A 10,950-nucleotide genomic window follows, 5' to 3' on the forward strand; every position below is an offset into this window, starting at 1 on the left:
TCCCAGAAAATGGCCCCGTTATTCGAGGTCCTTGAAATACGCGGCGAGTGCTGCGATCTCTTCGTCGCTCAGACGGCCTGCCATCATCTGCATCACAGGATGGGGGCGCAGCTTGGCCTTGTAGGCGTGCATAGCGACAACGAAATCCTCCGTGGGCCAGCCCGTGACCGAGGGGATGCCCTGCGCGCTGCCGTCGGCAAGGTGGCAGGTCAGGCACTCACTGGACAAGTACGCGCCATATTCCGCGTCACCAACCAGCGCGAGGATCGCGGGATCAAGGTCATGGTCGGTGCCGCGTACTGTCGGCTCGGCCTCGGGGATGTCCGAGGGTTTGTCGGAAAATCCGCGAAGATATGCCAGCAAATCCGCCCGGTCCTGCGGGTCCGCGAGGCCGCGAAAACTCATCCGTGTCTTGGACACCAGCGCGCGGGGATTTTCGATATAGGCGTCCAGCGTTTCGGCCGTCCAGGTCAGCCCGTCAGCGCCCGCGCGCGCCATGGATTTGGAATAGCGGTAGCCGTCATGGGACGCGGCGCGGCGCCCGAAAAGGCCGTTCAGATGAGGCCCGACGCGATTGCGTGCGCCCTGTCCGATCTCATGGCATGCCTTGCACTGATCAAAAACGTCGGCCCCCGCCTCGGCATCGCCGATCGGGGTAGCAAGGGAGGTGCTGGCCGCGAAGATCGCAGCCAGAAATGTCAGGAGGGCGGATGCCCGCCGGGTCACCCCGGAAAGCTCGCCAAGTAGGCGATGATCGCGTCCAGATCACCGTCCTTACGCAGCCCGGCAAAGCTCATCTTCGTGCCTTTCATAAAGCCACGCGGATCGGCGAGAAACGCCCTGAGGCTATCCTCGTCCCAGACAAGCCCGTCCTCAGCCATCCTCATGAGCGCGCTCGAATATTTGAACGCGTCCACTTGCCCGGCAGGATGTCCGACGATACCGGTCAGGATCGGACCGACGCGGTTTTTCGCGTCGTCGCCGATCTGGTGGCAGGCCTTGCACTTGCGGAACACTTTTTCACCGGCGGCGACCAATTCGGGATCGGGTGCGGCGGCCTGTTCGGCTGGCGCGTCTTCGGTGACGCCCTCGGATGGGGCAGGGGCCTCGGCCTCGGTGGTATCCTCGTCGGTCGCGCTGGCGTCCGCCCCCCCGTTGGGCGTCACGTCCAGCACCGCCGCGCGCATGGTGATCTCGACGCTCTCCTTGCAGTTTTCCATGCAGGGCTCGCCCGACCATTGGGGGTATTCCGTCTCGGCCCGGTCGTCGACGAAAAAGCCGTCGACATTGGGCATTTTGACATCTGCGAAGGTCTCGTCCGATAGGACAAAATCTTCATCCACGATATCGTTGGAATAGAGGATATACGCGACCATGGCATAGACCTCGTCCGGCTCCAGCGTCTGGGCGTTGCCGAAGGGCATCGAGCGGTTGATGTAGTCCCAGGTGGTCGAAAGGGAGGGCCAGTAGCTGCCGACGGTTTTCACCGGGTCCTTGCGGTCCAGCGTGTCCCAGCCGCCCGCCAGCTTGGGCCAGTTGCCAACGCCTTCGGCGAAATCACCGTGGCAGACAGCGCATTTTTCCGCGAAAACCTCTTCGCCGGTCCAGACATCGCCCGACCCTTTGGGCAGGCCCGTCCCGTCGGGTCGCACGGCGACGTCCCACGCGGCGATTTCCTCGGGCAGCGCCTCGCGGCCAAGGCCCAGACCCTCGGCCTGCGCGGATGTGCCGAGCAAGGCCAGTGCCGTCGTGATTTTAAGAAACTTCGACATTTTCCGCCTCCCCGTTCGGCTGAACCCACCAGGTCTGAATACCGTTGTTGTGATAGATCGAATTCAGCCCGCGCACCTCGCGCAGCTGTGTCTTGGTCGGCTGGATATAGCCCGTGTCGTCCATCGCGCGGCTCTGGAGCAGCATTTCCTCGCCGTCCCAATCCGTGTCGAGGTAGAAGCGCGACAGTGCCATCTTCTCGCCCGGCTTGGCCAGACGCGCGGTTTGCCACGTCTTGCCGCCGTCGGTGGAGACGTCGACGCGGCTGATCGCGCCGCGGCCAGACCACGCGAGGCCGGTGATGACCAGCGGCCCCTTGCCGTGGGTGATCGGCGCCTGTGGGCTGGGCGACGTGATGACGGATTTGGCGTCCATCGCCCATGTCCATTTGCGCGCGGTTCCGTCGGCCATCACGTCAGTATATTTCGACGTCTCTTCGCGGCTCTCGACCGGGCCATCCATGACCTCGATCCGGCGGATCCACTTGACCCACATGTTGCCTTCCCAGCCCGGCACGACGAGGCGCACAGGGTAGCCATGCTCCTTGCGCAGCGCCTCGCCATTGGCCTTGAACGCGATCAGACAGTCATCCAGCGCCTTTTCCATCGGGATCGAGCGGCCGTTGCTGGACGCATCCGCACCCTCGACATAGATCCATTTGTCTGCCAGATCGCCCGCCGTATCGAGGCCCGCTTCCTCCAGCAAGGTGCGCAGAGGCACGCCGGTATACTCCATGTTGTGAATCATGCCATGCGTGAACTGCGCGCCGTTCAGCTGCGCGCCGGCCCATTCCATGCCGGAATTGGCAGCGCACTCGCAGAAATAGACGTGGTTTTCGCGCGGGAACCGTTCCAGATCGGCGTAGCTGAACACCAGCGGGCGATCGACGAGGCCATTGATCATTAGCCGGTAATCCGGCTTGCTCAGCTCAATCGCACCTGAATGGTGCCGCTCGAAAGCGCAGCCTTGTGGCGTGATGGTGCCGTCAAGCGCATGGATCGGCGTGAAGTTGATCGAGCTGATCGTGTCCGCTGTCAGCCATTCGACATTGCGACGGATCACGTCGTCCTCGAACCGGATCGGCAGGCCGTAAGGATGGGCATCGACCGGATCGCCAAATCCGCTGGCCCATGGCTGCACCTCGGTAATCAGCGGGTCGGGCGTGGCGGCGCGGGCGGCGCCGCCTGCAATCAGGGCCGTTCCGGCGGCAGCGCCGCGCAGGAAATTCCGGCGTGAGGGTCCGTTGGACATGCCTTCCTCCGTCTTTTGTGTCTTCACACTCATAAGCCGACGACCTCGACGCTGTTGTTCGGGGGCGCGCTCACGGTGCCTTGCTTGCGAATATGCGCCTCGACCACGTCCCAGATCGGCGGGCCTTCGGTGCCCTCGTTCACGGACGCCCATCCGGCGACCTGATAGGTCCTGGCTGGGTCGATCGCCTCGCCTGTTTTCAGCAGCGTCATATCGGTGATGCGACTGCCCTGCGGTTTTGAGATGTCGATCCGATAGCCAAGGCCACCGGTGCGCACCATGTCGCCGCCTTGCTGGTAGTAGGGATCGGGATTGAACAGGTTGTCGGCCACGTCCTCCAGCACGACATGCAGGTATTCCCCCGTCATTTCAGTGCGATACGCCTCGCCATACGACATGGATGTGACGCTCCAGATATCCTCGCGGGTGATGTCCTGACCGGGCAGGATCGACGGCCCCCAGCGCACGCCGGGGCTGAGTGCGATATCGGCCTCGCGCTCGGACAAGAGTGCGTCGCAGATCACATCGTCCCAAGTGCCGTTGAAATTGCCGCGACGGTAGAGCAGGCTGTCGCTCTTGCCGATTACCTCGGCCAGCGCGTCCTCGTAAGGGGCGCGGACCTCGTCGATGACGGCTGCAACCTCGGGGTCGGGCGTGATGACGTCCGACAGGATCGGGATCAGCTTGTGACGGAAACCCATCATGCGTCCATCGCGGACATCCAGATCGACGCGGCTGACGAATTTCCCGTTTGAGCCGGAGGCGACGATGATCGTCTCGCCGACCAGCACAGGCTCGGGCAGGGCGTCATGGGTGTGGCCCGACAGGATCACGTCGATGCCGGTGACGATACCGGCCATCTTCTTGTCCACGTCAAAGCCATTATGGCTGAGGCAGACGACGAGTTCGGCGCCCTTGCTACGGACCTCATCAACCATCTTTTGCATATGCTCGTCGCGGATGCCAAAAGAGTATTCGGGGAACATCCAGCCCGGATTGGCGATGGGCATATAGGGAAATGCCTGCCCGATCACGGCGATCTGGACGCCGCCACGCTCGAACATTTTGTAGGGGGGGAACAACTCAGCCGGTTCGTCCCATTCGGCGTCGAAAATGTTCTGCCCGAGGGCGGCAAAAGGCAGCCCCTCGACGATCTCCTGCACCCGCTCGGACCCCAGAGTGAATTCCCAGTGGAACGTCATCGCGTCCGGCTTCAGCGCGTTCATCACCGTCACCATGTCCTGGCCCTCAGTCTGATGGCAGGTATAGCTGCCGTGCCATGTGTCGCCGCCATCCAGCAGCAGCGCGTCGGGCCGCTCGGAACGGATTTGGTTGATCACTGTCGCCACGCGGTCCAGCCCGCCGACACGGCCATACCCCTCGGCCAGCGCGGTGAAATCGCCTGATGACAGCGCGTAATGGGCATATGAGCCATCGTCGATGCCGTACATGCGGCGGAAATCGGCGCCCGTCACATGCGGCACCTCGCCCTTGTTCGGGCCGACACCCAGATTAACTGATGGCTCGCGGAAATAGATCGGCTTTAGCTGTGCATGAATATCGGTGATATGGATCAGCGAGACATTCCCGAAACTATCGAACTCCAGCAGTTGATCCTGCGTCAGGGCCTGCTGCGCGGCGATGCGCCCCCATTGCCCGAACCCAGATGCGCCCAGGATCGCACTGGCCGCCATGCTGGTCTGAAGAAAATCGCGCCGGGATATCATATGCCTATTCCTGAATGTGATGAGGTGAAAAAAACCCCGCACGGATGCCGTGCGGGGCCATCAAAGATCAGTTGCGGACGGACGGGCCTTCGACGTCCAGGCCGTTGCCGCGCGTGGCGACATAAAGCTCTAGCGCGACGAACTCGGGGCTGCCGGGGGCGAAGGTCTCGGCGCGAGTGTCGCGCACGCAGCCCTTGAACCGCGAATGAACCGCGTTCAGCTTAGTGTTCTTGAGTCGATAGACCGGAAAGCCGTTGATTTGGCCTTGGCTGAGGTGATCGGCACGGATCATCTTGCCGTTATTGGCTTCGTGGCAGGACGCGCAGGCCAACTCAAGCTGACCAAAGCGCGTGTAATACAGCTCTTTGCCCGTCTCCCAAGTGGATTGCGCCGGGCCGTCCGACGCCACATTGACTGGCATCCCGCGCGAAACGGACGATATCAGCGCAGTCATGTTGACCATTTCGTTGCCGGTATACTTCCACGGCTCCGCGCCCATCCGGGTCTCGCGGCAATCGTTGATCTGCATCTCCATGGTGCGGACCTCGCCTGCGTCCTCGTTCCATTTGGGATAGACAGCGCGCACGCCAGCCATTTCCTCAGAGGCGCCATGACAATCCGCGCAGGACTTGCCTTCAGATCCTTCGGCCGCGTTCCAGCTATCCTCGGCCTGCTCGACAAAGATCATGCCGGGATTATCGAAATCGTCCGCCTGCATCGCGCGGGTTTCGACCCCGCGATAATGCCAGCCCGAGATCACCTCGTCGAACACCTCCGACACGGCGGGCGGTGCGTCGGCGCGCGTCACGATCTCGGTTTCGCCGTTCAGGACAAGCGTGTCGTCCACCGGATCGGCCGAAACCAGCGTCGCGGACAATAGGGCGCCCGTGAAAGCAGCTGTCAGTCTTTTCATGCTTGTCCCTCCCAAGACAATTGGCTCACTCGACGGCGATTTTTTTGGTTTCTTCGTAGACCGAGCCGTCGTCGTCATACCAAGTGAACTTGAATTCGCCCGACTCGGGCACGATCGCCTCGAATTCCATGTAAGGATTGGTCGAGATCGCAGGCTCCATCACGATATCGACGACGTTCTCGCCGTTGAAATCGCAGGTAAAGCGATTGATGATCGAACGCGGGATGACGTTGCCGTCACCGTCCTTGCGCTGCCCGGATTCCATCTTGTGGCTGATCAGCGTCTTGATGACGATCTTTTCGCCGGCGGATGCTGTTTTCGGGACTTTGACGCGGGGTTTTACACCTTCTGCCATTTTAATAACTCCTGGTTAGCCGCCGCAGCCGCCGATTGTGACCTTGACCGTCGACGACGCCTTGACGAAAGAGCCGTCCGGCAGTTTTGCGATCGCCACCACGTCTTGCGTGCCGGCAAGACGTATACGCGTTGATGCCGTGCGTGACGCGGCGAGCGGGCCGAATTTAAACGTGGCCACAGCCGGTGTCGGGTTGCCAAGGGCGAGCACCAGAATCTCGTCCGCGGTTTCCGAGGATACTTCGATCGGAACGGTATTTCCGTTCTCGGCGATCTCGGGTGCGGTCAGCTTGATATCGCCTTCGCCGACCTCTGCGCCGCCAGTAAAGGCTGCGATAGCCTCGTCGCCCGTCGCCGCATGGGCGCCGAGGGGAAGGCCAGCTACCAGAACAGCACCAGCCCCCATCAGAATTGCATCGCGTCGTGTCAGTTGCATGGATGAACCTCCGTAAAGCCCGCGTGGGCCATTATTCTTTCAGGGTGGTCAGGTAGGCCACCACATCTTCAACTTGCTGAGCCTCCAGCAGCGGGCCGAACGTGTCGTCGGCTGCCTTGCCGGTGAAGGCTTTGCCCGGCCGAATGAACCCATCGACCTTGTAGAAGGACGGCATCAGGCTTTCGTCGAACATCATCTTGGCGTTGGTAACGATGCCGCGTAGTTCGGCTTCGCTCCAGCGCTCGCCTGCTCCGTCCAACATCGGGCCTATTTCGCCCTGAAACGGGACATCGGACAGATCGCTGACCTGATGGCAGGCAATGCAGTTGCCCAGCCCCTTGTTGCCAACAATTTTGCGCCCGGCTTCCGGATCACCCGGGACGCCGGTCAACGATGCCTCGACCCCGCCATCGACAAAGGCCACATCCGACGGCGCTATCTCTGCGGCGCCCACGGCACCGGTCGATGCGGCGAAAGCTAGTATAACGAGGAATTTGCGTTCCATGCGTCCTCCCAAACACATTCAAGACTTAGCATACTCTAGAATGTTTGATGTAGATCAATCAAGGACAGTTTCAGATATGTGGACGCGAAAGGGTATTAGTCAGTCGAGCCGTCTTGCCGCTCCTGAATGCGGCGGGCATGATAACGCTGGAAATCTTCTTCTGAATCAAGCTCGTAGCGCTTTTCGTTAACCCAAGTGAACATATCCAGCGTGGTGCCGGCGCCAAATGCGCCCGGCATCAGTGCGACTGCGGCTGTTTGCGCCGTGGCATCATCCGCGACCTCTTCGGGCAGGAACAGAATCGACGGGGTGAACAGCAGCCCCCATTTACGCGCCGCCTGTTTTTCAGTCAGCGTCTCGCCGTCGAAATCGGTCATTTCGGTATCACCATGTAGATTGACCTGAATGACAAAGAAATTCTCGCGGATATAGCTGGCCACATCCTCGCGCGAAAATACCTCCTCGTGCATCTTGGCGCAGTAGATGCAGCCGCGCTGCTCGACCATGACGACCAGTCGCTTGCCTTCGGCGTTGGCCTCGGCGAGATCCTCGTTCAGATCCTTGAACGTGTCGCGAAGCCAGTCTTGTTTGTGCAGCCCGTCATCGCCCATTTCGGCGAGGGCAAAGCTGGGCAGGGCGATCAGGATGAGCAGGGCTAACAGACGTTTCATGTGGCAATCTCCCTAAAGCGTTTCGAGATATTGTGGACTATGACAATATGTCGAAACGCCCACAACGTATCAATGTTTCGGGCGTTTCGAGTTCAAGTTGTTTCGCGACCTGAACGCGAAACGTTTTAAATGTTCTGAAAAGCAGGAAAGGCTTCCAGCATCCACTGTGCGATATAGTTGACGCTGTCAGTAGCGATAAGCAGGGCAAAGAGGATCATCAGCACGCCCATGGCCTTTTCGACCTTGGGCAGGTGGCGGCGGAATTTGGACGCGAATTTCAGGAACGGCCCGATGAACAGCGACGCCACTACAAAGGGCGTTGTCATCGCCACGCCGAACACCAGCAGCAGGATCAGGCCGCGCAGGGCCGTCGCCTCGGTGCTGGCGGTAAAGACCACCGCGGTCAGCACGCCGCCGACGCAGGGCGTCCACCCGGCAGCAAAGGCAAAGCCGACGACATACGCCCCAAAGACCGACATGTTCTGCGTGTCCCCGGCGTCCATCTGGAACGCCCGGTTGAGAAATCCGATGCGGAATACGCCTAGGAAATGCAAGCCCATGATCAGCACGACGACCGCCGCAAACAGACGAAATTCGGTCTGCATCCCGCGAAAGGTCTGACTGAGCCCGTAAGCGGCAGCGCCCAGCAGAACGAACACCGTGATAATCCCCAGCGAGAACATGATCGACGCAAGGAACGCGCGCCTGCGCACACCGGGCGCCAGCTGACCCTCGGCGCTGATTTCGGACATGGACGCACCCGCCATGTAGCTAAGGTAGAACGGCACAATGGGCAGCACGCAGGGCGAGAAAAAGACAATCAGCCCGCCCAGAAAGGCACCCATCAAGGAAACATCAAACATTGCAATCCGCCCCGGCGCTTGTGCTGGTTACACATTCAAGTTATTATATATTTTACTGATACGTCAATCGGGACTCCGATGAAACGCTTGGCTCTTGCTCTTCTTCTGGGATCGGCCCCTTTGTCGGCCACGGCCGCCGACCTTGTCATGGTCGAACAGGAGGGCTGCATCTACTGCGCCCAATGGGACAAGGAAATCTCGCACATCTACCCCAAGACCGAGCAGGGCGAACGCGCTCCGCTGCGCCGTGTGCAACTGCGCGATCTGCCCGACGACATCGAATTCACCTCGCGCCCGGTGTTCACCCCGACATTCGTTCTGGTCGAGAACGGGAAGGAACTGGGCCGGATGGAAGGGTATGCTGGCGACGAATTCTTTTGGTTCGTGCTGGGTAAGCTGCTGGACGAGCACGGGATCGAGGCGGACAGCGATTCCTGAGCGGTTTCTAGGACTGCGACAATTGGGGATAATTGCCAAGCGGATGCCCACCCGCTAATTTATTTAGAGAAACATCGGATCATTAGCTAAAATGTCATTGCCCGTCATCACCAAGGACATGTCCAACTCCGAGATTGAGCGGATGATGGAGAACGCGCGCAACGCGTCGCAATTCCTCAAGGCGATCTGCCATGAGGGACGTTTGATGATCCTGTGTCATCTGGCCACCGGCGAGAAATCCGTCACCGAGTTGGAAAAACTTCTGTCGACCCGTCAGGCCGCGGTGTCGCAGCAATTATCGCGTCTGCGCGCCGAAGGGTTGGTCGCACCGCGCCGCGACGGCAAGGCAATCTATTACCGTTTGACAGACCCGCGTGCCATTCAGATACTCGATCTTGTCTACGACCTTTTTTGCAAGGATGCGTAGTGCATTTCGAGGTGTTGGTGGTTCACGACCATCTGTCGAAACGCCCATCACGCATGAGTGCCCGCGCGCGGCTCAAATTCAAGTTATGTCTCAGCGTGAACTCGAAACGTTTTTGCACGATCCCCATCACCCGTGAACCTGTGGGACACACCCGATGCTGAATATCATCTCGGACGCAGCAATACTTGCTTTGATCGGTCTGGGCGGCGGTGTCGTATTGGGACTGGCCGCGCGGCTGGGGCGGTTCTGCACGCTGGGGGCGATCGAGGATTACCTCTATCAGGGTGACGCCATTCGGCTGCGCATGTGGGGGTTGGCGATTGGGATCGCCGGTTTGGGGTCATTCGGGCTGGTCGGAATTGGCGCGCTCGATCCGGCGCAGACTATCTATCACCTTGCACCATGGTCGCTCGTCTTTGGCATCCTCGGCGGGCTGCTTTTTGGCTACGGCATGGCGCTGGCCGGGAATTGCGGGTTCGGGGCGCTGGCCCGGTTTGGTGGCGGCGATCTGCGGTCCTTTGTGATCGTGGTGATGATGGGGATCAGCACGTTCTTTATGCTTTCCGGTCCGTTGGCTCATTATCGTCTGGCGGGGCTGGAGCTGACAGAGATGCCGACCCAGATCCGCAGCTATCCGCAGTTTTTAAGTACCGTGACCGGGGTATCCACCGTTGTCTGGGGCCTGCTGATCAGCGCGGCGCTGACGGCGTGGATGCTGTCGTCACGTGATTTTGCGCGCAACCCCAAGGCGGTGATCTGGGGTGCGCTGGTCGGGCTTGTGATCGTGAGCGGTTGGGCGGGCACTCAATGGGTGGCCGATACCGGTTTTGGCGTCCATCCGGTCAACAGCCATACCTTCACCTCGCCGCTGGGCGAGTCGCTGCTGTTCCTCATGACCTCCAGCGGCGGTGGGCTGTCGTTCGGCGTCGGCTCCGTTGGTGGTGTATTGATCGGCGCATTTGTGGGCAGCCTGATCAAGGGCCATTTCCGATGGGAGGCCTGCGAGGACCCACGCGAGTTAAAGCGACAGGTTCTGGGCGCGATCCTGATGGGGTTCGGCGCGGCGCTGGCAATGGGTTGTACCATCGGGCAGGGGATTTCGGCCTTTTCCCTGCTGACGTTGAATGCACCGATCGTCTTTGCCTCGATCTTTGCCGGGGCGGCACTTGGTCTGCGCCAGTTGATTGCTGGACTGTCCTTGCGGCGACTCTATCCGTAGATCGAACCGCACGCGCTAGGCTTTACACAACCGCCGGATTTTCCACATCCCGGCCCAGAGCCGTAAGGTCAGAGTAATGATCGCCGATCCTGTGATGAGGGCGGCCCCCCACTACCGCGCCAAGGGCGACAACCAGTTCGTCCACCGCAGGCGCGTCGGGGATTGAAAACTGAACCGTCAGATAATGCGATCGCCGCCCGGTGTCATTCTTGTCCATCAGCGGGATCTGGATCTGCGTGTTTGCAGGCCCGCGCGTGTTGGTGAACTCCAGATAGATTTCGGCGCCGACGCCATCGCGGTAGAAATCGCCGAATAGCAGCGTGTGGATCAGCGCGGACGCATGTGCCAGTCAGAATTTTGCCCAAGGGCGGGGCCA

Annotated in this window: 14 protein-coding genes; 3 read left to right on the forward strand and 11 right to left on the reverse strand. The window is 60.4% G+C overall.

The genetic code is table 11. From position 1 onward, the window contains the following. Nucleotides 1–18 precede the first annotated feature (18 nt). The 10 genes from U3654_RS04950 to U3654_RS04995 form a co-directional block, all read right to left on the reverse strand. Entirely contained in the window at nucleotides 19–726 is a 708-nt protein-coding gene (locus tag U3654_RS04950) for a c-type cytochrome (RefSeq protein ID WP_416384558.1), read from the reverse strand. Continuing rightward, entirely contained in the window at nucleotides 723–1,772 is a 1,050-nt protein-coding gene (locus tag U3654_RS04955) for a c-type cytochrome (RefSeq protein ID WP_324754248.1), read from the reverse strand. The genes U3654_RS04950 and U3654_RS04955 overlap by 4 nt, the downstream gene beginning before the upstream one ends. Further along, the gene (gene soxC, locus U3654_RS04960; protein WP_324754249.1) at nucleotides 1,756–3,021 is read right to left on the reverse strand and encodes a sulfite dehydrogenase; all 1,266 of its coding nucleotides are present in this window, start codon (nucleotides 3,019–3,021) and stop codon (nucleotides 1,756–1,758) included. Before soxC ends, U3654_RS04955 begins: the two co-directional genes overlap by 17 nt. A 29-nt stretch (nucleotides 3,022–3,050) precedes the next feature. Then, a complete protein-coding gene (soxB, locus tag U3654_RS04965) occupies nucleotides 3,051–4,748 on the reverse strand; it encodes a thiosulfohydrolase SoxB (RefSeq protein ID WP_324754250.1) in 1,698 nt (565 codons plus the stop codon). 67 nt (nucleotides 4,749–4,815) lie between these two features. Continuing rightward, nucleotides 4,816–5,661 carry a sulfur oxidation c-type cytochrome SoxA gene (gene soxA, locus U3654_RS04970; RefSeq protein WP_324754251.1) on the reverse strand — a complete coding sequence of 282 codons (846 nt, stop codon included), beginning with the start codon at nucleotides 5,659–5,661 and terminating at the stop codon, nucleotides 4,816–4,818. A 25-nt stretch (nucleotides 5,662–5,686) separates the two neighbouring features. Then, nucleotides 5,687–6,016 (reverse strand): thiosulfate oxidation carrier complex protein SoxZ, encoded by a 330-nt coding sequence (soxZ, locus tag U3654_RS04975; protein WP_324754252.1) that lies wholly within the window; start codon nucleotides 6,014–6,016, stop codon nucleotides 5,687–5,689. A gap of 15 nt (nucleotides 6,017–6,031) precedes the next feature. Beyond that, nucleotides 6,032–6,451 carry a thiosulfate oxidation carrier protein SoxY gene (soxY, locus tag U3654_RS04980; protein ID WP_324754253.1) on the reverse strand — a complete coding sequence of 140 codons (420 nt, stop codon included), beginning with the start codon at nucleotides 6,449–6,451 and terminating at the stop codon, nucleotides 6,032–6,034. Between the two features lie 31 nt (nucleotides 6,452–6,482). Beyond that, entirely contained in the window at nucleotides 6,483–6,956 is a 474-nt protein-coding gene (gene soxX / locus U3654_RS04985; protein WP_324754254.1) for a sulfur oxidation c-type cytochrome SoxX, read from the reverse strand. Between the two features lie 95 nt (nucleotides 6,957–7,051). Continuing rightward, on the reverse strand, nucleotides 7,052–7,627 hold the full coding sequence (locus U3654_RS04990) for a thioredoxin family protein (protein WP_324754255.1): 576 nt from the start codon (nucleotides 7,625–7,627) through the stop codon (nucleotides 7,052–7,054). Between the two features lie 125 nt (nucleotides 7,628–7,752). After that, nucleotides 7,753–8,490 (reverse strand): cytochrome c biogenesis CcdA family protein, encoded by a 738-nt coding sequence (locus U3654_RS04995; RefSeq protein WP_324754256.1) that lies wholly within the window; start codon nucleotides 8,488–8,490, stop codon nucleotides 7,753–7,755. A 78-nt stretch (nucleotides 8,491–8,568) separates the two neighbouring features. Between U3654_RS04995 and U3654_RS05000 the strand changes: the two genes are divergently transcribed. From U3654_RS05000 to U3654_RS05010, 3 genes are all read left to right on the forward strand, one after another. Further along, nucleotides 8,569–8,928 (forward strand): hypothetical protein, encoded by a 360-nt coding sequence (locus tag U3654_RS05000; protein ID WP_324754257.1) that lies wholly within the window; start codon nucleotides 8,569–8,571, stop codon nucleotides 8,926–8,928. 91 nt (nucleotides 8,929–9,019) lie between these two features. Next, nucleotides 9,020–9,355, forward strand: coding sequence for a metalloregulator ArsR/SmtB family transcription factor (locus U3654_RS05005; RefSeq protein ID WP_324754258.1), 336 nt, complete (start codon nucleotides 9,020–9,022; stop codon nucleotides 9,353–9,355). A 154-nt stretch (nucleotides 9,356–9,509) separates the two neighbouring features. Further along, on the forward strand, nucleotides 9,510–10,574 hold the full coding sequence (locus U3654_RS05010; protein ID WP_324754259.1) for a YeeE/YedE family protein: 1,065 nt from the start codon (nucleotides 9,510–9,512) through the stop codon (nucleotides 10,572–10,574). A 22-nt stretch (nucleotides 10,575–10,596) separates the two neighbouring features. Here the strand turns inward: U3654_RS05010 and U3654_RS20465 are convergent, their stop codons facing one another. Next, nucleotides 10,597–10,923: an amino acid synthesis family protein gene (locus U3654_RS20465; protein ID WP_416384584.1), complete on the reverse strand. Its 327-nt coding sequence runs from the start codon at nucleotides 10,921–10,923 to the stop codon at nucleotides 10,597–10,599. Between the last annotated feature and the right edge of the window lie 27 nt (nucleotides 10,924–10,950).

This window comes from Roseovarius sp. Pro17 (assembly GCF_035599575.1).
Classification (GTDB): Bacteria; Pseudomonadota; Alphaproteobacteria; order Rhodobacterales; family Rhodobacteraceae; genus Roseovarius.

What these genes read in the sequence shown, in the direction of transcription:
- soxA (WP_324754251.1), bottom strand. Translation starts at nt 5,661, where the DNA reads ATGAAAAGACTGACAGCTGCTTTCACGGGCGCCCTATTGTCCGCGACG.
- soxB (WP_324754250.1), bottom strand. Translation starts at nt 4,748, where the DNA reads ATGATATCCCGGCGCGATTTTCTTCAGACCAGCATGGCGGCCAGTGCG.
- U3654_RS05005 (WP_324754258.1), top strand. Translation starts at nt 9,020, where the DNA reads ATGTCATTGCCCGTCATCACCAAGGACATGTCCAACTCCGAGATTGAG.
- U3654_RS04955 (WP_324754248.1), bottom strand. Translation starts at nt 1,772, where the DNA reads ATGTCGAAGTTTCTTAAAATCACGACGGCACTGGCCTTGCTCGGCACA.
- U3654_RS05000 (WP_324754257.1), top strand. Translation starts at nt 8,569, where the DNA reads ATGAAACGCTTGGCTCTTGCTCTTCTTCTGGGATCGGCCCCTTTGTCG.
- soxY (WP_324754253.1), bottom strand. Translation starts at nt 6,451, where the DNA reads ATGCAACTGACACGACGCGATGCAATTCTGATGGGGGCTGGTGCTGTT.
- U3654_RS05010 (WP_324754259.1), top strand. Translation starts at nt 9,510, where the DNA reads ATGCTGAATATCATCTCGGACGCAGCAATACTTGCTTTGATCGGTCTG.
- soxC (WP_324754249.1), bottom strand. Translation starts at nt 3,021, where the DNA reads ATGTCCAACGGACCCTCACGCCGGAATTTCCTGCGCGGCGCTGCCGCC.
- U3654_RS04990 (WP_324754255.1), bottom strand. Translation starts at nt 7,627, where the DNA reads ATGAAACGTCTGTTAGCCCTGCTCATCCTGATCGCCCTGCCCAGCTTT.
- soxX (WP_324754254.1), bottom strand. Translation starts at nt 6,956, where the DNA reads ATGGAACGCAAATTCCTCGTTATACTAGCTTTCGCCGCATCGACCGGT.
- U3654_RS04995 (WP_324754256.1), bottom strand. Translation starts at nt 8,490, where the DNA reads ATGTTTGATGTTTCCTTGATGGGTGCCTTTCTGGGCGGGCTGATTGTC.
- soxZ (WP_324754252.1), bottom strand. Translation starts at nt 6,016, where the DNA reads ATGGCAGAAGGTGTAAAACCCCGCGTCAAAGTCCCGAAAACAGCATCC.